Below are 21,332 nucleotides of genomic sequence, written 5' to 3' on the forward strand. Positions count from 1 at the left end.
GCAGCGGACGGTTTATTTCCCGCACGCTTTTCGTATTAACGACTGGAAGGGACAATGTCCGATCATATTCTACACGGCGAAGTTATGGGGCCGCGTTACGAAAGCCGCGCATTTTTTGAAGGCGTGCGCACGCGTCGTATCATGGCGTTCCTCATCGACTATCTCATCGTGTTTCTATTGTGCATTCCGGCTGCCATAGTAATTTTCATTCTTGGCATCATCACACTGTCGCTTGGCTGGGCGCTTTATGCGATCATGTTTCCGGTCGTCGCTCTATTCTACGTTTCGCGCACGCTGGGCGGGCCACAGCAGGCCACTAAAGGCATGCAGATGATGAACATCAAAATCGTTCGTCTTGAAGGTGGCACAGTCGACCCGATGCTGGCTGTAGTTCACACAGTTCTGTTCTGGGGCCTCAATGTGGTGCTGACCCCACTGATCTTGCTGGCCACGCTGGTTATTGACCGTAAGCGTGCCGTGCATGACCTTTTGCTTGGAACTGCCGTTATCCGTTCGGATCGATAATCAAGCATCAAAAAAATTCAGGGCCGGCTGCACAAAATGTCTATTGACGTTTTGTGCAGCCGGCTCAATCTTTAAAGCATGTCTCCCGAAAGTGGAAACCTGCTTTGGGATCAAGACAAGCATATAAAAAATCTCAAAGAGATGGTTCGGTATTGCCGTTTCGTGGATATTGAATGACCCATCAACCGCAACAGTCTCCGCAGTTTTTCCTAACGGCTCCATCGCCCTGCCCTTATCTTGACGGGCAAATGGAACGTAAGGTTTTTACGCATCTCGTTGGAGACAAAGCCAGCGAGATCAATGATCTGCTAACGCAAGGTGGTTTTCGTCGTTCTCAGAATATTGCCTATAGACCTGCATGTGAGATGTGCCGCGCCTGTGTTTCGGTACGAATCCTGACGGGTGAGTTTGAGATGAACAAAAGCATGCGCCGGGTGTGGGATCGCAATCGCGATCTGATTGGCCGGCCGCACAAGGCACAACCAAGCACCGAACAATATGCGCTGTTTCGCGATTATCTGGATGCGCGGCACCATTCGGGTGGCATGTCCGATATGACAGTGCTCGATTATGCGATGATGGTCGAAGACACCCACGTCAACACGCAGATTATCGAATATCGCCGACGTGGGCCCGATAGTTTCATCAGCGCCAAGGGTGACGGCGAACTGATTGCGGTAGCCCTTACCGACGTGATGGCTGACGGCCTATCAATGGTCTATTCGTTCTTCTCACCGCATATGCATGAGCGGTCCATTGGAACCTACATGATCCTCGACCATATCCAGCGCGCACATGCTGCTGGCTTGCCCCATGTCTATCTCGGCTATTGGGTCGAAGGCTCACGGAAGATGCAGTATAAGACGCGCTTCAAGCCGCAAGAGCATCTTGGTCCGCGCGGATGGCAGAAATTTGAGGGATAAGAAAAAGGCGGCTTCAAAGCCGCCTTTGTTTTAGAATTTTCCCGAACGCGGGAAACCCTTTGGCACAGTGCGACCGGCAGAGGCGCGAGCCGCAATCCACTCAACAAGCTCTTCCTTGTTGCGATTGAACGTGCGGTCGGCTGAATCCTGCCACGACAAGCCGTCAGCAATTGCAAAAGTACGAATGTCGGAAATGCCGCCATCCTTATACTTCTGCAGTCGAACGCCCTTACCGCGTGTCATTTCCGGAATTTCTGCAAGCGGGAAGACGACCATCTTGCGGTTTTCACCAACTACCGCGATGTGATCACCCGAAATACGCTGGCAAAGCTTGGCTTCGTCCGGTGCCTTCACGTTCATCACCTGCTTACCCTTGCGGGTATTGGCGACGGCTTCATTCTCAGACACAATGAAACCATTGCCTTCATGTGAGACGAGCAAAAGCTTCGCCTGCGGATCATGGACAAAAGCGGTGAGAATATCCTGATCGTTTTCCATATCGACCAGAATGCGGATTGGTTCACCATGGCCACGACCACCGGGAAGCGTATTCGCGCCGATGGTGAAGAACTTGCCGCCCGTCGTGAAGAACAGAATCTTATCCGTTGTCTCAGCGTGGAAAGCCAGCTTGAGCTTGTCGCCTTCCTTGAAAGCCAGCGTCGAGAAGTCAGCCATATGGCCCTTCATCGCACGCAACCAGCCCTTTTCAGACACAACAATCGTGACCGGCTCACGCTCGATCATCGCCTGATGAATATCTTCAAGATCGTGGGTTGGCGCTTCCGCAAAGGTGCTGCGACGCTTGCCTAGTTTGGTCGCTGGGCCAAACTTTTCACGGACAGCTTTGATTTCCGTGCTGATCTTCTTCCACTGGCGGGTGCCAGAGGCAAGTAAGCCTTCCAGATCAGATTTCTCGGCGGTCAAGCCGTCGAACTCTTTGCGGATTTCAAACTCTTCAAGCTTGCGCAACGAACGCAGGCGCATGTTGAGAATGGCTTCGGCCTGATTATCTGTCAGATCGAAGAACCGCATCAATTCCTGCTTCGGTTCATCCTCTTCACGAATGATGCGGATGACTTCATCAAGATTGAGATAGGCCTTCAGGAAACCGCCAAGGATTTCCAATCGCTTCTCAATTTCAGCGAGGCGATATTCAGACCGGCGAACAAGCACTTCCTTGCGATGTTCGAGCCATTCTTTGAGTACACCGCCGAGCGACAGAACATTTGGCACTTTGCCATGAGAAAGCACGTTCATATTGAGCGAAACGCGGTTCTCAAGCTCAGTCAGCTTGAACAACGATTCCATCAATAGTTCAGGATCGACTGTGCGGTTTTTCGGCTCAAGCACAATGCGGATGTCTTCAGCCGACTCGTCGCGAATATCATCAAGCAGCGGCAGTTTCTTCGCCAGAAGAAGCTCAGCAATCTTTTCAATCAGGCGCGATTTCTGAACCTGATACGGAATTTCGGTGACAACAATCACCCAGGTTCCGCGGTTGCCCTCTTCTTTTTCCCAACGTGCGCGTGCGCGGAACGAGCCGCGCCCCGTGCGGTAGGCTTCAACGATATTGGCATGATCTTCGACCAGAATACCGCCAGTCGGGAAATCAGGACCGCGTACTTTACATTTTAGAAGTGCCGTTGGATCGCTCTCCGCTTCCTTCTTCAATTCTTCCCATTGCGCAGGCGAAGTAATGAGTTCTTCGACGCCCGCATCGGGATGGTTGATGAGGTACAGCGCAGATGAGCAAAGCTCTGCCACGTTATGCGGCGGAATATTGGTGGCCATGCCGACCGCAATACCGGCCGAGCCATTTGCAAGCAGGTTCGGGAAGGCACCCGGAAGGACGATGGGTTCTTCGTCTTCCTCATTGTAAGTCGGGCGAAAGTCGATAGCGTTTTCTGTGATACCTTCGAGCAGCAGCGTTGACACTTCGGTCATTCGCGCTTCGGTGTAACGCATGGCAGCCGCATTATCGCCGTCGATATTGCCAAAATTGCCCTGCCCGTCCACGAGCGGATAACGCACGGCAAAATCCTGTGCGAGACGCACGAGAGCATCATAAATTGAGGCGTCGCCGTGCGGATGGAATTTACCCATCACATCACCAACGATACGCGCGCATTTTGCATAGGCCTGATCAGGATTAAGACGCAGCAGACGCATCGCATGAACGATACGGCGATGAACCGGCTTCAAACCGTCGCGTACATCCGGCAGCGCACGATGCATGATCGTGGACAGCGCATAAGCGAGGTAACGCTCCTCAAGCGCGGACTTGAGATCGACCCGTTCGATGTGTTCTTCGCCGTCGCCCGGCGGAATCAGACTTTTACCCATAATTCTCAGTACCAATTGCGCGATTCGTCAGCAAGTAGTGATGAGAACCAATCCAGTACATTCGTCGCAAATATGCCGTCATTGCTGCTGTATAGAGAAAATAACGTGGTTTTCTCCACAACGAACATGGGAAAAGCGAAACGGGCTTTTTTTCCTTTCGTAAAAGCTTATGTAGACATTTGAATTTTTTACCAAATGATCAGGAGCCAATAAATGCAGGTTTTCGTTCTTAGTAAGCAGGCCGCGCGCGTTTTTGCAGCAAGCACGGCGCTCTCGTTGGTATTTGGCAGCGCAGCCATGGCCGCAGATGCCAATGCCGTCGCTGAACGCCTCAAGGCAATGTATGCCAAGCAGGGCGGAGAACTGAGCTTTGCCAATGTCAAAGCTGATGGCTCCGACATTGTGCTTGAAGGCACGAAGATCAAGCTTGCAACGGTTTCCGACAAGGAAACAGCCATCGGTGACATCACCCTCGAAAACGTTGAGGATGCATCTGACGGCGGTTACAGCATTGAAAAAATAACTGTTCCTGACATCGAAGTTCCTGCGGGCGAAGCAAACAAGAATGACAAAGTGTCCATCAAGGACATTTCGATGGAAAACGTCCAGATTCCATCGGAGAAGGCTGAAGGCGCGCTCAATCAGATCGTTTTCTATGACAAGATGAAGATCGGTCAGATGGAGTTCGGAACGCCCGGTAAGGATGGCGCAACGGTTAAAGACTTGGAAGTGTCGCTGAACGCAGCTGACCGCTCTGAGAAAATCGACTACGCGCTGACCATTGCTGACATTGACGCTACCTTCGAGAAGGATGGCAAGAACCCACTTGCTCCGCTCGACATGAACACCTTCAACGGCGCCGTGACATCAAAGGGCACATGGCTGCCAAAGTCTGGCGACGCATCACTCGACCAGTTCGAGATCAGTGCAAAAGAACTCGGCAAAATCGACATCACCGGCGCGCTTGCCGGTTATGACATTGCTTTCCTTGAAGCTGTGCAGAAAACCCAGCAGAACATGACCAAGGCAGATGCCGACAAGGACGCTGCTGGTCTGGCTATCCTCGGCCTTGCTGAACAGCTTAGCCTTAAGAACCTGACAATCCGCTTTGACAATGAAACTCTCACGCAGAAGCTGCTGGATTATTACGGCAAGCAGCAGGGCGCAGACGGCAAGCAGCTTGGTGAACAGCTGAAAATGATGGTTCCGCTGATGGCAACACAGCTAAAGAACCCTGAATTTGCTCAGCAGTTGAAGACTGCGGCTGAAAAGTATTTCGACGATCCAAAGTCGCTGACGATTTCGGCTACGCCTGACCAGTCGGTTAGCTTTGCATCGATCGTTGCAACAGCATCGCTTGATCCAACAAAGATCATTCCACTGCTAAAGATCGCAGTCGAAGCCAATAACTGATTGATCTGATATTAGTCCAATGAACCCGGTGCGTTCTGCTCACCGGGTTTTATTTTGCCCGCTTACCCGGCCAAAGAAAAAGCCCGATCTCACGATCGGGCTTTTTTAATTTCATACCTGAACCGATCAGCTCTTCTGCGTCGGTGCCAGACGAATATGCAGATCGCGCAGCTGTGCTGGCGAAACTTCCGAAGGTGCGTTCATCAGAAGATCGAGCGCCTGCTGGTTCATCGGGAACAGCGAGATCTCGCGCAGGTTCTTTGCACCAACAAGCAGCATGATCACACGATCAACACCGGCAGCCATGCCGCCATGTGGAGGCGCGCCGTACTGGAACGCACGGTAGAGACCGCCGAAGCGCTCTTCCACGTCCTGCTGGCTGAGGCCAACCAGTTCGAACGCCTTAACCATGACGTCTGGCAGCTGGTTACGGATCGAACCGGAAGCGATTTCAAAGCCGTTACAAACCAGATCGTACTGATAAGCCTTCAGCGACAATGGATCCTGCGTTTGCAGTGCTTCCATGCCACCCTGCGGCATCGAGAACGGGTTGTGTGCGAAGTCGAGCTTCTTGTTGTCTTCGTCCCATTCGTAGAACGGGAAGTCGATGATCCAAGCAAGTTCAAAGCGCTCACGATCAACGAGGTTCAGTTCTTCGCCAGCGCGCGTGCGGGCGTCACCTGCAAATTTATAGAACTTCGATGGCTGACCAGCCACGAAGAAGCAAGCATCGCCATCACCAAGACCAAGCTGCTCGCGAAGCGCTTCTGTGCGTTCTTCACCAATGTTCTTGGCAATCGGGCCTGCACCTTCAAGCTTATCGCCTTCTTTGCGCCAGAAGATGTAGCCAAGACCCGGCTGACCTTCGCCCTGCGCCCATGAGTTCATGCGATCACAGAATGCACGGCTACCGCCGGTCTTGGCCGGAATTGCCCATACTTCGACCTTCGGGTCGTTTGCGATCATGTTCGCAAAGACCTTGAAGCCGGAACCAGCAAAATGCTCGGTCACTGCCTGCATTTCAATCGGGTTACGCAGGTCTGGCTTGTCTGAACCATAGGTGCGGATCGCATCGTCATAAGCGATGCGGCGGAATTGCTGCGTGACAGGCTTGCCTTCGGCAAACTCTTCAAAGATGCCGCGCATGACAGGTTCCATCGTTTCCCAGATTTCTTCCTGGGTAACGAAGCTCATTTCAAGGTCGAGCTGATAGAATTCGCCCGGCAGACGGTCTGCACGCGGATCTTCATCGCGGAAGCAAGGTGCAATCTGGAAGTAGCGGTCGAAACCAGCAACCATCAGAAGCTGCTTGTACTGCTGTGGAGCCTGCGGCAGCGCGTAGAACTTGCCTTCATGAATACGGCTTGGCACGAGGAAGTCACGCGCACCTTCCGGCGACGAAGCCGTCAGGATTGGCGTCGAGAATTCGTTAAAGCCGATTTCGGTCATGCGGCGACGCATCGCTGCAATGATCTTTGTACGGCTCATGATGTTCTTGTGCAGCGTTTCACGACGCAGGTCGAGGAAGCGGTACTTGAGGCGAATGTCTTCCGGATAATCCGGCTCGCCGAATACTGGCAGCGGCAATTCTTTGGCTGCGGCCAGAACTTCGATCTCGGTTGCGAAGATTTCCACATCGCCGGTCGGCAGGTTGGCATTCACCGCTTCATCGGCGCGAGCCTTCACTTCACCATCGACGCGGATGACCCACTCGCCGCGAACAGTTTCAGCAATCTTGAACGCTGGCGAATCAGGATCAGCAACAACCTGAGTGAGGCCATAATGATCGCGAATGTCGATGAAGAGGATGCCACCATGGTCACGGACGCGATGAACCCAGCCAGACAGACGGACTTTCGAACCAACATCCGATTTGCGAAGGGCTGCGCAGGTATGGCTGCGATAACGGTGCATGATTTCTGCCTTTTGGAACTTTATAAATCTTGTGCAAGCAAAGCGCTGCAATTCGGGCGGAAAAGCGCATTTTGATCACGCTTTGTCAAGCCGACACTACGTGTGTTAAACTAGCTTGACAGAATATGTCGACAAAAATCACTATTTACGTGTTATCTCATAGCAATATCGCTCTTGCGGCGCAACAAGCGGCCCGCGCTTCAATATTTTGTTTAAACGCGCAACTTAATCGAAAATTGCTTCACAGTTTTCGGGATGCGCTCTAAAAGAAGAATATGCAGCTCATCACGACCACAGAGGCCCTTGAAGAGGCCGTATCCGCCTTAGCCAAATCCGACTTTGTGACAGTCGACACCGAATTCATTCGGGAAACGACTTTCTGGCCGGAGCTTTGTCTCATTCAAATGGCCTCGCCTGATCATACTGCTTTGGTAGATGCTTTGGCACCCGGTCTCGATCTTGCGCCTTTCTTCCGCCTGATGGCCGATGAGAAAGTGGTCAAGGTGTTCCACGCCGCGCGTCAGGACATCGAAATCGTCTTCCACTTGGGCGATCTGATCCCTGCCCCGATTTTTGACAGTCAGGTTGCCGCGATGGTTTGCGGCTTTGGCGATGCCATTTCCTATGATGCGCTGGTTCAAAAAGTCACCGGCAAACATCTCGACAAATCCTCACGCTTTACCGACTGGCGCCGCCGTCCGCTGTCCGACAAGCAGCTCGATTACGCGTTGGCTGACGTTACCTATCTGCGCGACATCTATCTCTATCTGAAAGATGAGCTTCAGAAAGAAGGTCGCAGCGAGTGGGTTAATGAGGAAATGGCCGTGCTAAGCGCACGTGAGACCTATGATCTGCACCCAGACGATGCATGGAAGCGTGTAAAGACGCGTATGCGCAAGCCGATTGAACTGGCAATTGTGCAGTCGGTTGCAGCGTGGCGCGAACGTGAAGCACGCGAACGTAATGTTCCGCGTGGCCGTGTCATAAAAGACGATACGATTGCAGAAATCGCACAGCAGCAGCCGAAAGACGCGGAAGCGCTCGGTCGTTTGCGTTCAATCCCGAAAGGTTGGGAACGTTCGGCTCAGGCTGCGGGTCTTGTGACTGCGGTTCAGGCTGCACTGGCTATTCCAAAAGAGGATCTGCCAAAATTGCCGAAGCAATCGCATTCTCCTGAAGGCAGTGCTGCCGCTGGAGACATTCTCAAAGTCTTGCTCAAGCTTGTGACCGAAGAACATGGCGTTGCGGCCAAGATCGTCGCGAGCTCCGATGACATCGACAAGATTGCAGCTGAAGGTGAAAAGGCCAATGTGCCTGCGTTGCAAGGCTGGCGCCGCGAAGTCTTCGGCCAGAAAGCACTTGATCTCATCGAAGGCAAAATCGGTATCAAGTTTGAAAACCGACGCATTCGGGCGGTTGAATTAAACTAAACAAAAAGGCCGGCGGAGAACATTCCCGCCGGCCTTTTGATTTGTCGACCAAGCAATTTTAATGATGGTCGTTTGCTTCAATCGCACTGTCGCCAACTGCAAAGAAAAGGTTCTTACCTGCCAGCTTTGAAAGCTGCTGCAAGCGACCTTCCGGCCGATCCGAAATTAAATCGGCAATATCTCCCGGCACGACCAGCGCGATTCCATTCTCTTCCTCACGCCAATAAAGGCGCGGAATAACCCCCGGCATTGAAGCGGAGAGCAGATAGACCACCCGCAACAACGCACCCAATAGCCTTGCACGTTCGCGCAAACGCGGCGTGGCAAGTTTCAGGATTTCAGGCGCAATCTCATCTTCAACCAACCCTTCATGACGATAATAATTCGCCAGGGCCATGAAAGAGCGACCGGGATGATCAATACCGCCAAAAGAGCCATGCGCGATGATATTAAGCGCCTGAGAACCACGATAGTCGGGATGCGCCCGCCAGCTGATGTCAGCCACCAGACATGCAGCCTGACGATAACGACCCTCGTCTTCGGTTTCATCAAACCCAAGCACCGGCAGCGAGAGCGTGGTCCATGTAGCCAATTCACGCGCATGACGCGGCGAACGCGAACGCAGAATAGCCAGTTCCTCTGCCGAAGCCAAAAGCGGGTCTAACCGCTGTTCATTCTTAGGCAGCAGTGAATAAAGATAGCCTTCACGCACACCAAGCGCGGAAAAGACAATCTTTGATGGCTTCATGCGGCGAATGGTTTCGAGAAGAACCGTCGCGCCATAGGCAAGCAGCTGACGACGGTTTTTGGAAACCGCTTCAATGCCGCGCATCGTATCAATATTGCCTTTGGCAACACGCGTGAGGAAGCTTTTGGCTTCCACCGGATCCATTTCATAGCCGTGCATGACATGCAGCGGGTAATGCTTGGCCGTCATGTGCAGCTTAGCGAGATTTCGCCATGTACCGCCGACAGCATAGAAAACCTGTCCTTGGTGTTCTTCGAGAAGTGTTGCACGCTCGAGTTCGGTACGGGTAATTTTAGCCGCTTCCGGTAGCTGCTCGTTGGACATGTCCTGCAAACGCAGACCACCGAGCGGCAACGTGATTCCCTCACCCACATCGTGGTCATTCACATCGACCAGTTCGAGACTGCCACCACCGAGATCACCAGCGATGCCTTGTGGCTTATAGAAGCCCGAAATGATGCCAAGTGCCGAATAATAGGCTTCTTCTTTACCGGACAGAACTTCAATGTGCCGTCCAAGAATAGCCTCGGCCTGAGAAATAAAATCAGGTCCGTTCTTGGCTTCGCGTGCAGCCGCTGTTGCCAGTGCATGAATGGAAATCGCGCCGGCTTGTTCAGCCAGCACGCGAAAACGCTTCAATGCGCGAAGAGCAATATCAACGGATTTCTCATTGAGCTTCCCAGTCTTGGCCAAACCTTTGCCAAGACCGCAGAGAAGCTTTTCATTGAAAAGCACTGTCGGCGAGCGGACAATGCCTTCATAAACAACGACACGGATCGAGTTTGATCCAATATCGATAACCGCGACGGGCTTGAGGCCCTTCAATCGGCCTTGTGCTATTGCTGGACTCATGAAGTCGTTTTTCTTTCCGCCTGTGCACGTCTGCGATGTGCAGTCAGGCGTGGGGCAGATGATTTCGGTGACTTTCCGCGACCAGACAAGCTTGGATTTGTCATGAAATATTCCTGCGCGTTGAAGGCTTCTTCTCCGTCCGCTTTTTCTATCCGGCGAGAGGTGCCATCCGCAAGTAGCTGATAGCTTTGTTGGTTATCAATTATGTTGGCAAACATAATTTGCGACAGAATTTGCTGATGCACAGTGGCATTTGTCACCGGCACCAAAGTCTCGACACGGCGATCAAGATTGCGCGGCATCATGTCGGCTGAACCGATATAGACGATTGCCTTGTCAGACGGCAGATCATACCCATTTCCAAAGCAGAAAACGCGGCTATGCTCGAGAAAACGTCCGACAATCGACTTGGCACGAATGTTATCCGAGAGGCCCGGAACACCCGGGCGCAGACAGCAAATACCACGTACAATCAATTCCACATCGACGCCAGCCTGACTGGCTTTATAAAGCGCATCAATAATCTGTGGATCAACCAGCGAGTTCATCTTCATCCAGATGGCAGCAGGCTTACCAGCCTTCGCATTGCTGATCTCATCTTCAATGTGCTTGAGGATTCGCGCACGCAGCGTCAGCGGAGAAATAGCGATCTTCATTTCCTCGGCTGGCTGCGCATAGCCTGTGATGAAATTGAAGATATGCGCCACGTCACGCGCAATATCGGCGTCTGACGTAAAGAACGACAAGTCAGTGTAAATACGCGCTGTGATCGGGTGGTAATTTCCTGTGCCCAAATGGACATAGGTGCGAAGCTTCTGGTCTTCTCGGCGCACAACCAGCGACATTTTCGCGTGTGTTTTCAGTTCAAGAAAACCAAACACAACCTGAACACCGGCGCGTTCGAGATCGCGTGCCCAACGAATATTTGCTTCTTCATCGAAACGCGCCTTCAGTTCGACCAGCGCAGTTACCGACTTGCCGGCTTCCGCGGCATCGACCAGCGCACGAACGATCGGGCTGTCATTAGAAGTCCGGTAAAGCGTCTGCTTGATCGCCAACACATCAGGATCAGCCGCCGCCTGACGCAGGAACTGCACCACAACGTCAAATGATTCATAAGGATGGTGAACAACGATGTCCTTTTCGCGAATCGCTGCAAAGCAATCGCCACCGTGCTCGCGGATACGCTCCGGGAAGCGCGGATTATAGGAAACGAATTTCAGATCATCGCGCGGAACCGAAACAACTTCCGAAATCATGTTCAGCGCCAAAAGGCCTTCCAGAACACTGATACGATTTTCTGAAACGCCGAGTTCCGTTGCAACGAACACGCGCAAGGCTTCTGGGATTTCTGCATCAAATTCTATACGGATCACCTGCCCACGGCGGCGACGCTTCAATGCGGTCTCAAACAGACGAACGAGATCTTCGGCTTCTTCTTCCACTTCAATATCGCTATCGCGAATAATGCGGAATGTGCCTGCGCCGCGCACTTCATAGCCCGGGAACAGACGACCTATGAACAAGCTCACCGCATCTTCAATCGTGATGAAACGGAACGCATTCGTTTGTTCGTTCGGCAACTGAATGAAACGCTTGAGAGCAACAGGAATGCGCAGCAGCGCCGTCATCGGATGACTATCGAGGCGGCGTGCCAATTGCAGCGCCATAGAGAACCCAAGATTGGGAATAAATGGGAACGGATGTGCAGGATCGATGGAAAGCGGCGTCAGAACAGGGAAAATGGTTTCAAGGAAGTGGTTTTCCAGCCATTCTTTTTCGTCTTTAGACAAAGCCGCCGGGCGAACGATCTCGATATTTTCTTTTTCGAGCTCTTCGCGAAGTGTACGCAGACGGTCCTGCTGGCCTTCCTGAAGACGGCTGACTTCTTCGAGAACGAAATCAAGCTGTTCCTGCGGCGTGCGACCATCCGCACTACGCATGGCAACACCTGCGCGAACCTGCGCGGCAAGCCCTGCAATACGCACCATGAAGAATTCATCAAGGTTGCCCGCCGAGATCGACAAAAAGCGCAAACGTTCAAGCAATGGCTGACGGGTATTGCCTGCCTCTTCGAGGACGCGGCGGTTGAACTGCAACCACGAAAACTCGCGATTAACAAAGCGTTCTGAGCTTTGCATCAGTTCAGAAATCCTGTCATCAATCAAAGCTTCGTGAGCATTCTGATCTTTTCCAAGATTCTTGTCCGTTGAAAGATCATTGGCTGGCTGAATGGTCAGATCAGTCGTATTTGGTGCCATAATGCTGTTTTCGTTCATTTTTCCTGTCCCGGCTTTTACCGGAAGATCCCGGTGCGACCATAAGCCTATGGCTGTCATATGACAGTTTGATAGCAAACCGCTTGAATTGTCTCCAGAATTGATGAAAACGCTTCCAGAAACAAGTCGTACGCGGTAAATGCTTGAAAATTAGCTATCTAAAATTTGATGCCGCGACCCACAAGCTCCGGAGCATATCATGTCCGATCACATCATCCCGCACTTCCAGAACGACGCTGGACACAACTCCATCGAAATCGGCGTAAAGGAATTCATGTGCGTCGGCGCTAATCCGCCTTTCGATCATCCGCATGTTTTCCTCGACATGGGACATGATAGCGAAGTTGTCTGCCCTTATTGCTCGACGCTCTATCGCTACAATCCGCAGCTTCATGCAGATGAAACACTGCCTGCTGGCTGCGTCTATGATGCGCCTGCCGATAAAGCTGCCTGAAGATAACAAGCGGTATTGCTGCCGCTAAAACTATGAGCAAGCTGGATACAAAACGCATAGTCTTTGCCGGGGCCGGCGTTGCCGGTTTAAGCGCTGCGCTTGAGTGCGCAGCTCGCGGATGGTCTGTTCAGCTTTTTGAAAAAGCGCATGCCTTGTCGGAAGTCGGCGCAGGCTTGCAGCTTGCTCCCAATGCAATGCGCCATCTTGAGCGCCTCGGCGTTGCGGATCGATTATCCTCACAAGCAGTCACACCCGAAGCGCTCTATCTCATGGATGGGCGCAAAGCTCGTCCTTTGCTCGCGATGCAGCTCGGTAACAAGGCGTTAGAGCGTTGGCGCCATCCCTATGTCGTGTGTCATCGCGCCGATCTGCAATCCGCTCTGCTTGATGCCTGCAACGATAATCCAAATATCGAAATTAATCTTGGTGCGGAAATTCTAAGCCACACGGCTGACAGCAGCGGAATCAAGGCGATTGTTAGACGTGGCACCAGTGAAGAAACAATTCAGGCAGCCTATCTGATTGCATGCGATGGTGTGTGGTCGATGCAGCGCGCCAAAGCTGGCTATGACAAAGCGCGTTTCAGCGGCCACATCGCATGGCGCACAACAGTCGCAGTCGATGACTTGCCTGCGAGCTTCACGTCAGCCATTCCGGAAAAGAAATCTGTTTCTGCCTGGCTCGGCAAGAAAGCACATTTCATTGCCTATCCAGTCAAAGGCGGAGAGTTCTTTAACTTTGTTGCCATTACGACGGGTGAAAATCCGGGTGAGGTTTGGTCGAAGACTGGTGAGCGTTCACGGCTGCAATCCATCTATGAAGACTGGAGTAAGCCCGTTCATGATGTTCTGAACGTTGCAGATGAATGGACTTATTGGCCGCTGTTTGAAATGCCCGACGCACAGTTTGCTGGCCCCGACAGAACGATTTTTCTTGGCGATGCCTCTCATGCCGTCACGCCCTTTGCAGCCCAAGGTGCAGCTATGGCCATCGAGGATGCTGCAGCTCTCGCAGAAGCATTGGATAACGAGGATCAACAATCAGCGTTGAAGCGGTTTGATTCTGTACGCAAAGAGCGGATTGCAGCAGTCGCCAAACGCGGCCAGATGAACCGCTTTGCATATCATGCAACAGGTGCTTTCGCGCTCGGTCGCAATATGCTTTTCGCCATGCGCAGCCCAGATAGTTTTTTGAAAGATCTGGACTGGCTGTATGGCTATGACGCCGTCTCAGCGCTTAATTCTCACTAGCGTCACTCATCAGCATCACGGGCCGCTTCAAGCGTTGCGATGTCGAGCTTGACCATTGTCATCATCGCATTTGCAACACGCTGCCTCACTTCTGGTGAGCCATTTTGCAAAATATCGAGCATGAATTCGGGCACGATCTGCCATGCAAAGCCATATTTATCGGTCAGCCAGCTACACTCAAAAGGCGCGCCACCTTCTAATAATCGATCCCAGAATGCGTCAAGCTCTGCCTGATCCTTGCATTTGAGTACAAGAGATGTTGCGGGATTGAACTTGAACTCAGGCCCGCCATTCAGTGCGCACATAGCTTGCCCATCAAGCGTGAAATTTGCCGCCACAACATCCACGCCATTCGGTTGATGGCTATGTTTAAAGCGGATCAAACCATCAAGCGATGCGGACCTTCCCAGATCACGGAATATCGAAACATAATAGTTAGCGGCTTCTTCAGCCTGCTTATCGAACCAGAGGCAAACAGTTAGACCAGACATGGTTTTCTCCTCCCTTATGTCCTGCCCCCGTTTGGTTAGCTCATAGCTTTAGAAGCGGCTTCCATATCCATCCACATGACTTCCCAAATGTGGCCGTCGAGATCCTCGAAACTGCGGCCATACATAAAACCATAATCCTGCTTTTGAGCTGGATCGGCGCGCCCACCTGCCTTGGCAGCTTTATCAATAGTATCGTCAACTTCCGCCTTGCTGTCAGCCGAAACGCAAATCAACACCTCACTTGCACTATGGGCATCAGCAATTTTCTTAGGTGTAAATTGGCTGAACTTCTCATGGCTTAAGACCATGACGTGAATAGTATCAGAGAACACCATGCAGGATGCTGTTTCATCCGAAAACATTGGGTTTTTGGTTGCCCCAACCGACTCGTAAAAGCTCGTCGAACGAGCGACATCTTTGACGGGTAAATTTACAAAAATCATCTTTGCCATAACAGTTCCTCCTCACTGTAACGAATGACATAATATATAACTCCGACGCTTCCCAAAGGATGCATAGCGCTTACATTATCAAGAGGGAGATCCCGAATGACGATCCAGTTTGAACAAACCTGCCCTATCTTTCGGATTTTCGACATTGAAAAAGCCAAAGATTTCTATGTTGGGTTTCTCGGCTTTACGCTCGATTGGGAACATCGCTTTGCGGCAGGGATGCCGCTTTACATGCAGGTTTCACGCGCGGGTCTTACCTTGCATTTGAGCGAGCATCATGGAGATGGCAGCCCCGGCGCCAATATCTTTGTGCGCATGCAGGGCGTGGATGCGTTTCAGAAGGAAGTGAATTCACGTGGCTATCGCTATATGCGACCCGGTATCGAGGATCAGCCCTGGGGACGCGTGATGGCGGTTATTGATCCATTCGGAAACCGCATTCAGTTTTGCGAAGGTCCGCACGACGAATGAAACAAAACACCCGCCGTTATTCGCGGCGGGTGTTTTTATAAAGCGGTCACATTGTTTAGTGCAGAATTTGGCTCAAGAAGAGCTTTGTGCGTTCATGCTGCGGATTGTCGAAGAACTCAGCTGGTGAGTTCTGCTCAACGATTTGACCCTGATCCATAAAGATGACGCGATTTGCAACCTGACGGGCAAAGCCCATTTCATGCGTCACGCAGATCATGGTCATGCCTTCATCAGCAAGGCTGACCATTGTATCGAGCACTTCCTTGACCATTTCCGGATCAAGCGCCGATGTCGGCTCATCAAACAGCATAACTTTTGGATTCATGCAGAGCGCACGGGCAATTGCCACACGCTGCTGCTGACCGCCCGAAAGCTGGCCCGGATATTTATTGGCCTGTTCCGGAATTTTCACGCGCTTCAAATAATGCATAGCCACTTCTTCAGCCTGCTTCTTTGGCATTTTACGCACCCAGATTGGTGCCAGCGTGCAGTTTTCCAGAATAGTCAGATGCGGGAAGAGATTGAAGTGCTGGAACACCATGCCGACTTCGCGGCGCACTTCATCGATCTTCTTGAGATCGTTGGTGAGTTCGATACCATCAACGATGATCTGGCCCTTCTGGTGTTCTTCCAGACGGTTCACGCAGCGGATCATAGTTGATTTGCCGGAGCCTGAAGGACCAGCAACAACAATGCGTTCACCACGCATGACTTTCAGGTTGATGTCACGCAGCACGTGGAACTCACCATACCACTTGTGCATGTTCTTAATCTCAATCGCCACTTCGGTCTTCGAGACTTCCAATTTTGAACGGTCGATGTCGACACCAAGCTCAGATTGCGGGAGGGCGCTTTGTGCACTCATTTGAATTATTCCCTTTATTCTTATCGTTTATGACCCGTGTCGAGCCGTCGTTCCATGAATATAGAGTATCGCGACATGGCGAAACAGAAAATCCAGAAAACGAAGCCCGCAAAGACCAATCCAGTTGCAGGTGTCTGTGGAGAAGCCCAGTTTGCATCGGAAAAATTCTGTCGGACAATACCGAGCAGATCGAACATGCCAATGATGTAAACAAGGCTGGTGTCTTTAAACAGACCAATAAATGTGTTCACGATGCCGGGTATCACCAGCTTCAACGCTTGTGGCAAGATAATAAGGTTGGTCTTCTGCCAATAGCCCAGCCCAAGAGCGTCCGCACCCTCGTATTGTCCACGCGGAATAGCTTGCAACCCGCCGCGAACAACTTCCGCCATATAGGCCGAGGCAAACAATGCCACACCAATCAGCGCACGCATCAGTTTGTCAAAAGTGACGCCCGGCGGCAGGAAGAGCGGCAGCATCACACTGGCCATGAACAGGACCGTCACCAATGGAACGCCACGGACCGTTTCGATGAAGATAATCGACATCGTTTTGATCACAGGCAGTTTTGAACGCCGTCCCAAGGCGAGAACAATACCCAAAGGCAGAGAAACCGCGATACCCACGAACGACAGAACCAGCGTTACAAGAAGGCCACCCCAAAGCGATGTTTCAACATAACGCAGGCCAAACGAACCGCCGACTAGCAAGAAATAGGCGATAATCGGAAAGGCAAAGAAGAACAGAATGGCGTTGATGATCTTGTGCGGAATCTTCGGGATCAGCAACGGAACGAGCAAAATCACGAACAATGCCGCTGTTAAGTCAACCCGCCAGCGCTCTTCCAATGGATAGCGACCGTAAATGAACTGCTGATATTTCGCATTCACGAACGCCCAGCAAGCACCTGACCAGCCCTCAGGTTGAACACCACCCTGCACGACCGTTAGACATGCTGTACGATCAGCGCCCGTCCATGCCGCATTGATAAACAGCCACTGGATCATGGGTGGCAAGAACCATGCAACGATCGCCAGACCAAAAATCGTCAGTGCTGCATCTGTTGGCGTGGCAAAAAGATTGACGCGCAGCCAATGCGAGAAGCCTTGCACCGAACTGGGCGGCTTTTCCCCCTCGACCATTTGTGTTCGGACATAATGGAGATTTGTATTTTCCATGCTCATCTCTCCACCAATGCCATTTTCGCATTAAACCAGTTCATCAGACCGGAAACGACCAGGCTGATGCTGAGATAGATCACCATCCAGATGGCAACGACTTCAACAGCCTGGCCCGTCTGGTTAAGGATCGTGCCGCCAACTGCAACCAGATCAGGATAACCAATTGCAATGGCAAGCGATGAGTTCTTGATCAGGTTGAGATACTGGCTCGAAAGCGGTGGAATGATAATGCGCAAAGCCTGTGGCACAACAATCAGGCGCATGGTCTGACCGGGTCGCAAACCGACTGCATAAGCCGCTTCGGTCTGGCCTTTGTTTACGCCCAGCACACCTGCGCGAACGGTTTCCGCAATAAATGAGGCGGTATAAAAAGACAAAGCGAGCAAGAGCGCCAGAAATTCTGGCTTAACCTGCGCGCCGCCAGTCAGATTAAACGTCCCAAGCTTTGGAAGGTCAAACGTAACCGGAAATCCTGTCACGATCAGTGCGAGGATCGGCAAGCCAATAATCAGAGCCGCAGAAACACGTACCGTATGGAACGGCTGGCCTGTTGCCATTTGCCGACGCTTCGCCCAACGCGCCACGAAAAACGAAACGACGATGCCGAGAAGCAATGCCACAGGCAGCAGCCATGCGCCCTCACCCCAAATAGGTGACGGCATGAAAAACCCGCGATTGTTGAGATAGGTCCCAAGTGGCAAAGAGAGGCTGTCACGCGCCTGCGGCAAAACCGAAAGAACGCCGAAATACCAAAAGAAGATAACGAGCAGCGGCGGAATATTACGGAAAACTTCCACATAGACCGTGCAAATTTTGCGGATCAGCCAATTACGCGAAAGTCTTCCAATGCCGACTAGAAAGCCAATGATTGACGCCAGAACCACACCCAAACCCGCAACATAAAGCGTATTGAGAAGGCCAACCAGAATTGCCCGACCATAAGTCGAATCGCTGTTGTAAGGAATAAGCGTCTGGCTGATATCAAAGCCCGCACGCCCATTTAAAAAGCCGAAACCGGAAGCGATATTGGCGCGCTGAAGATTTGTGATCGTGTTTCCTACGATCCAGTAGATCGAACCGATAACGACAACGAACACCACAACCTGATAAAAAATGCCGCGCACCCGCGGGTCATAAAGGAGTGATGTGCCACTGTCGCTTCGGCGTTTGTAAGTTGCAGAATAGGAAGCCATATGTTCCCTGTTTTCTCTCGGCCACTGTATCCGCTTTGAAAATAGCTAACGATCCCGCCCCCATCGGAAAACCATTTCAGAGCCGTCGCAGAGATTGCCGAAGATTGCGGCTCTGATCGTCCGATACAGAGCGCTTATTAAATTATCCGATACAAGCAATTGGCATGACTTCCGCACCTAGACGTTGCTGTTAATGCAAAAAATCAGTGACCAATCTTAGAGCCGACAAATCCGGCGGGTGCATTTCTGCCCCGCCAAATGTCGTGCGACTAAGCGCTATTTTAACGGATTGGCATACCGTATTGCAGGCCGCCTTTGTTCCACTCGGCATTCAGGCCACGCGCGATCTTGAGCGGACTACCCGCACCAAGATTACGTTCGAACAACTCACCGTAGTTACCAACACCCTTGATGATGTTTACAACCCAGTCATTGGTCAGGCCGAGATCCGTACCGATCTTGGTATCAGCTTCGGTGCCAAGAAGACGCTTGATTTCTGGATTATCGGAATTCTTCATCTCTTCGACATTTGCCTTCGTGATGCCGAATTCTTCACCATTCAGCAATGCGTAATGGGTCCAGCGAACAACGTCAGCCCACTTCGAATCGCCCTGACGCACAGCTGGTCCAAGCGGCTCCTTGGAAATGATTTCCGGCAGAACTACATGGTCATCTGGATTGGCCAATGTCAGACGGATTGAATAAAGGCCAGATTGGTCTGTCGTATAGGCATCGCAACGACCAGAATCATAGGCAGCGTTTGCTTCTTCAACTTTTTCGAAAACAACCGGATTATATTCCATCTTATTGGCACGGAAATAATCCGCCATGTTCAATTCGGTTGTCGTACCGGCCTGAACGCAGATGGAAGCGCCGGACAGCTGAAGGGCAGAATTAATGCCAGTAAGCTTCTTTGAATTAATCATAAAGCCCTGACCATCGTAGTAATTGATGCCAGGGAAATCGAGACCAAGCGATGTATCGCGGCTGATTGTTGCTGTGGTGTTACGAACCAGAACATCAACTTCGCCCGATTGCAGCGCAGTGAAACGTTCTTTCGCATTCAGCGGTGTAAATTTTACCTTCGTCGGATCACCAAAAATCGCGGATGCGATTGCGCGGCAGTAGTCGACGTCAAAACCAGACCACTCACCCTTGTCATCTGGCGATGCGAAGCCGAGCAGGCCGGTGTTTACACCACACTGCAGGAAGCCCTTATTTTTTACATCGGAAAGTGTATCGGCCGATGCTCCCGAAGCTGCGCCAACCAGCGCCGCCACACCCAATACCCCTGTCAAAACCGTCTTTTTCATCTGGCCTGCAACCTTTTTTATGTTCCCTGAGATCGCCAGAAAATATTCCGAGCGTCTCTGTTGCTTTATTTTTAGCAATAAGTTGAAAAATAAGAGCTTAGCTCCTCCCCCCAACCTATGCATTACGCAGACTGTCGCTCACCCGAAGCCGTTATCGGCTTTCTATATTTTATAGGTCAGCGATACCTGTCGCCTTCACGGCCCTATCGAAGGCGAAATTTTGGCTTTGGTCAAGGGATTAACGTTGAGGAAAAAGTCGGAACAGCAAAAATAACCTGTTCTAACATGCGCGTTTTTACATGATTTCCCAATTTTCGGCTAATGCTGTTCAATAAGATGAACAGCATTAGCGATAACACCAATTCTCATAAATTACATATATATATCAATATATTATCTGTAGATTGATCTTGTGTCATTCAGGCCAAAAACTACATTTCCAGCTATTTCAAACGCGTGGCATCAACTTATCATCCTCAAGCGAAAAAATAATATTTCGCGTCGCCATAAAGCGGGCAACCCACCATGTCGCGATAAAGCCAATTGACAGTCCGGCAACGACATCTGTCGGATAATGAGCACCTGCAGCAAGCCTGCTGATAACAAAAAGCAGACAAACGGGGACAGTTAAAAAACGCCAGCGCGGGAGGAAAATCCATAGCGATACGAGCATGATACCCGCCATCATAGAATGTCCCGACGGAAAGCTTTCATAGGAATGTTCACCGCGAAAAGGCGCGAAATATGCAGAACCTAAGTCATCCAGCAGCAGCGGTCGGGCACGCCCAATGACCAATTTGCCAATTTCAGTCGGAAAGCTGCCAACAACGATAGAGGCCAAGACCAGTGTAGCCCAGCTATGAAAACGAACAAGCTTCTCGTGCACGACCAAACGCATGGACGGGGAAAGCAGAAAAACGGTTACCAACCAGACAACCATTGCCACGCCGAGCCATACAATAGTGCGAATCAAATCGGTGATCACCCGCAGAATTTCCATGACGAAGAAATCGCTGTTCATTGCCGATCGAATGATCTGAGCATCCCAAATATGAAGCACCAGAAGCACAAATGGCATCAGCACCACGATTGCTGTCATTTCCATTGTCCAGCTCGACGGCGCTCCGGCATATGCCGGTTTCAGGAGTGCTTTTATAAGTTCTAATGCCGCGCGGACCGGATAGAAAATCGTGCTTGTGGCCTTACGCTCATTCAAATCAGGCATACCGGAATTA

18 protein-coding genes are annotated in these 21,332 nt (G+C 51.4%); 7 read left to right on the forward strand and 11 right to left on the reverse strand.

Going from position 1 to position 21,332, the window contains the following annotated elements; all coding sequences use genetic code 11:
- Positions 1 to 54: 54 nt before the first annotated feature.
- The gene (locus tag J2782_RS05255; RefSeq protein ID WP_250039588.1) at positions 55 to 525 is read left to right on the forward strand and encodes an RDD family protein; all 471 of its coding nucleotides are present in this window, start codon (positions 55 to 57) and stop codon (positions 523 to 525) included.
- 173 nt (positions 526 to 698) lie between these two features.
- Positions 699 to 1,448: an arginyltransferase gene (locus J2782_RS05260; protein WP_310010543.1), complete on the forward strand. Its 750-nt coding sequence runs from the start codon at positions 699 to 701 to the stop codon at positions 1,446 to 1,448.
- A 30-nt stretch (positions 1,449 to 1,478) separates the two neighbouring features.
- Here the strand turns inward: J2782_RS05260 and J2782_RS05265 are convergent, their stop codons facing one another.
- Positions 1,479 to 3,791, reverse strand: a complete 2,313-nt coding sequence (locus J2782_RS05265; RefSeq protein ID WP_310010544.1) for a DNA topoisomerase IV subunit A — start codon at positions 3,789 to 3,791, stop codon at positions 1,479 to 1,481.
- Positions 3,792 to 4,004: 213 nt separating this feature from the next.
- On the opposite strand from J2782_RS05265, the gene J2782_RS05270 reads away from it, so the two are divergent.
- Positions 4,005 to 5,204 carry a hypothetical protein gene (locus tag J2782_RS05270; protein ID WP_310010545.1) on the forward strand — a complete coding sequence of 400 codons (1,200 nt, stop codon included), beginning with the start codon at positions 4,005 to 4,007 and terminating at the stop codon, positions 5,202 to 5,204.
- A gap of 126 nt (positions 5,205 to 5,330) precedes the next feature.
- On the opposite strand, the gene aspS is transcribed toward J2782_RS05270, so the two are convergent.
- Positions 5,331 to 7,118: an aspartate--tRNA ligase gene (aspS, locus tag J2782_RS05275; protein WP_310010547.1), complete on the reverse strand. Its 1,788-nt coding sequence runs from the start codon at positions 7,116 to 7,118 to the stop codon at positions 5,331 to 5,333.
- A 275-nt stretch (positions 7,119 to 7,393) separates the two neighbouring features.
- On the opposite strand from aspS, the gene rnd reads away from it, so the two are divergent.
- Positions 7,394 to 8,548, forward strand: a complete 1,155-nt coding sequence (gene rnd / locus J2782_RS05280; protein ID WP_310010548.1) for a ribonuclease D — start codon at positions 7,394 to 7,396, stop codon at positions 8,546 to 8,548.
- A gap of 58 nt (positions 8,549 to 8,606) precedes the next feature.
- Here rnd and ppx read toward each other — a convergent pair whose 3' ends face one another.
- Together ppx and J2782_RS05290 are read right to left on the reverse strand one after the other, a co-directional pair.
- Positions 8,607 to 10,148 (reverse strand): exopolyphosphatase, encoded by a 1,542-nt coding sequence (ppx, locus tag J2782_RS05285; protein ID WP_310010549.1) that lies wholly within the window; start codon positions 10,146 to 10,148, stop codon positions 8,607 to 8,609.
- Entirely contained in the window at positions 10,145 to 12,316 is a 2,172-nt protein-coding gene (locus J2782_RS05290) for an RNA degradosome polyphosphate kinase (protein WP_404989605.1), read from the reverse strand. Before J2782_RS05290 ends, ppx begins: the two co-directional genes overlap by 4 nt.
- 310 nt (positions 12,317 to 12,626) lie before the next feature.
- Here J2782_RS05290 and J2782_RS05295 point away from each other — a divergent pair, with 310 nt between their 5' ends.
- Both J2782_RS05295 and J2782_RS05300 read left to right on the forward strand, forming a co-directional pair.
- The gene (locus J2782_RS05295; RefSeq protein ID WP_310010552.1) at positions 12,627 to 12,881 is read left to right on the forward strand and encodes a zinc-finger domain-containing protein; all 255 of its coding nucleotides are present in this window, start codon (positions 12,627 to 12,629) and stop codon (positions 12,879 to 12,881) included.
- Between the two features lie 32 nt (positions 12,882 to 12,913).
- Entirely contained in the window at positions 12,914 to 14,131 is a 1,218-nt protein-coding gene (locus J2782_RS05300) for an FAD-binding protein (protein ID WP_310010553.1), read from the forward strand.
- A gap of 2 nt (positions 14,132 to 14,133) precedes the next feature.
- Here J2782_RS05300 and J2782_RS05305 read toward each other — a convergent pair whose 3' ends face one another.
- Together J2782_RS05305 and J2782_RS05310 are read right to left on the reverse strand one after the other, a co-directional pair.
- A complete protein-coding gene (locus tag J2782_RS05305) occupies positions 14,134 to 14,622 on the reverse strand; it encodes a VOC family protein (RefSeq protein WP_310010554.1) in 489 nt (162 codons plus the stop codon).
- Positions 14,623 to 14,657: 35 nt separating this feature from the next.
- Positions 14,658 to 15,074: a VOC family protein gene (locus J2782_RS05310; protein ID WP_250039570.1), complete on the reverse strand. Its 417-nt coding sequence runs from the start codon at positions 15,072 to 15,074 to the stop codon at positions 14,658 to 14,660.
- A gap of 96 nt (positions 15,075 to 15,170) precedes the next feature.
- Between J2782_RS05310 and J2782_RS05315 the strand changes: the two genes are divergently transcribed.
- The gene (locus tag J2782_RS05315) at positions 15,171 to 15,545 is read left to right on the forward strand and encodes a glyoxalase superfamily protein (RefSeq protein ID WP_310010555.1); all 375 of its coding nucleotides are present in this window, start codon (positions 15,171 to 15,173) and stop codon (positions 15,543 to 15,545) included.
- A 55-nt stretch (positions 15,546 to 15,600) separates the two neighbouring features.
- Here the strand turns inward: J2782_RS05315 and J2782_RS05320 are convergent, their stop codons facing one another.
- From J2782_RS05320 to lpxE, 5 genes are all read right to left on the reverse strand, one after another.
- Positions 15,601 to 16,410 (reverse strand): amino acid ABC transporter ATP-binding protein, encoded by an 810-nt coding sequence (locus tag J2782_RS05320; RefSeq protein WP_310010556.1) that lies wholly within the window; start codon positions 16,408 to 16,410, stop codon positions 15,601 to 15,603.
- 20 nt (positions 16,411 to 16,430) lie between these two features.
- Complete coding sequence (locus tag J2782_RS05325) at positions 16,431 to 17,588, reverse strand: amino acid ABC transporter permease (protein ID WP_310010557.1); 1,158 nt, start codon at positions 17,586 to 17,588, stop codon at positions 16,431 to 16,433.
- Between the two features lie 2 nt (positions 17,589 to 17,590).
- Positions 17,591 to 18,784, reverse strand: a complete 1,194-nt coding sequence (locus J2782_RS05330; RefSeq protein WP_310010558.1) for an amino acid ABC transporter permease — start codon at positions 18,782 to 18,784, stop codon at positions 17,591 to 17,593.
- A 281-nt stretch (positions 18,785 to 19,065) separates the two neighbouring features.
- A complete protein-coding gene (locus tag J2782_RS05335) occupies positions 19,066 to 20,097 on the reverse strand; it encodes an amino acid ABC transporter substrate-binding protein (protein WP_310010559.1) in 1,032 nt (343 codons plus the stop codon).
- A 448-nt stretch (positions 20,098 to 20,545) separates the two neighbouring features.
- Positions 20,546 to 21,322: a lipid A 1-phosphatase LpxE gene (lpxE, locus tag J2782_RS05340; protein WP_310010560.1), complete on the reverse strand. Its 777-nt coding sequence runs from the start codon at positions 21,320 to 21,322 to the stop codon at positions 20,546 to 20,548.
- Between the last annotated feature and the right edge of the window lie 10 nt (positions 21,323 to 21,332).

Source organism: Brucella pseudogrignonensis (assembly GCF_031454375.1).
GTDB lineage: Bacteria > Pseudomonadota > Alphaproteobacteria > Rhizobiales > Rhizobiaceae > Brucella > Brucella pseudogrignonensis_A.

What these genes read in the sequence shown, in the direction of transcription:
- J2782_RS05255 (WP_250039588.1), top strand. Translation starts at nt 55, where the DNA reads ATGTCCGATCATATTCTACACGGCGAAGTTATGGGGCCGCGTTACGAA.
- J2782_RS05260 (WP_310010543.1), top strand. Translation starts at nt 699, where the DNA reads ATGACCCATCAACCGCAACAGTCTCCGCAGTTTTTCCTAACGGCTCCA.
- J2782_RS05265 (WP_310010544.1), bottom strand. Translation starts at nt 3,791, where the DNA reads ATGGGTAAAAGTCTGATTCCGCCGGGCGACGGCGAAGAACACATCGAA.
- J2782_RS05270 (WP_310010545.1), top strand. Translation starts at nt 4,005, where the DNA reads ATGCAGGTTTTCGTTCTTAGTAAGCAGGCCGCGCGCGTTTTTGCAGCA.
- aspS (WP_310010547.1), bottom strand. Translation starts at nt 7,118, where the DNA reads ATGCACCGTTATCGCAGCCATACCTGCGCAGCCCTTCGCAAATCGGAT.
- rnd (WP_310010548.1), top strand. Translation starts at nt 7,394, where the DNA reads ATGCAGCTCATCACGACCACAGAGGCCCTTGAAGAGGCCGTATCCGCC.
- ppx (WP_310010549.1), bottom strand. Translation starts at nt 10,148, where the DNA reads ATGAGTCCAGCAATAGCACAAGGCCGATTGAAGGGCCTCAAGCCCGTC.
- J2782_RS05295 (WP_310010552.1), top strand. Translation starts at nt 12,627, where the DNA reads ATGTCCGATCACATCATCCCGCACTTCCAGAACGACGCTGGACACAAC.
- J2782_RS05300 (WP_310010553.1), top strand. Translation starts at nt 12,914, where the DNA reads ATGAGCAAGCTGGATACAAAACGCATAGTCTTTGCCGGGGCCGGCGTT.
- J2782_RS05305 (WP_310010554.1), bottom strand. Translation starts at nt 14,622, where the DNA reads ATGTCTGGTCTAACTGTTTGCCTCTGGTTCGATAAGCAGGCTGAAGAA.
- J2782_RS05310 (WP_250039570.1), bottom strand. Translation starts at nt 15,074, where the DNA reads ATGGCAAAGATGATTTTTGTAAATTTACCCGTCAAAGATGTCGCTCGT.
- J2782_RS05315 (WP_310010555.1), top strand. Translation starts at nt 15,171, where the DNA reads ATGACGATCCAGTTTGAACAAACCTGCCCTATCTTTCGGATTTTCGAC.
- J2782_RS05320 (WP_310010556.1), bottom strand. Translation starts at nt 16,410, where the DNA reads ATGAGTGCACAAAGCGCCCTCCCGCAATCTGAGCTTGGTGTCGACATC.
- J2782_RS05325 (WP_310010557.1), bottom strand. Translation starts at nt 17,588, where the DNA reads ATGGAAAATACAAATCTCCATTATGTCCGAACACAAATGGTCGAGGGG.
- J2782_RS05330 (WP_310010558.1), bottom strand. Translation starts at nt 18,784, where the DNA reads ATGGCTTCCTATTCTGCAACTTACAAACGCCGAAGCGACAGTGGCACA.
- J2782_RS05335 (WP_310010559.1), bottom strand. Translation starts at nt 20,097, where the DNA reads ATGAAAAAGACGGTTTTGACAGGGGTATTGGGTGTGGCGGCGCTGGTT.
- lpxE (WP_310010560.1), bottom strand. Translation starts at nt 21,322, where the DNA reads ATGCCTGATTTGAATGAGCGTAAGGCCACAAGCACGATTTTCTATCCG.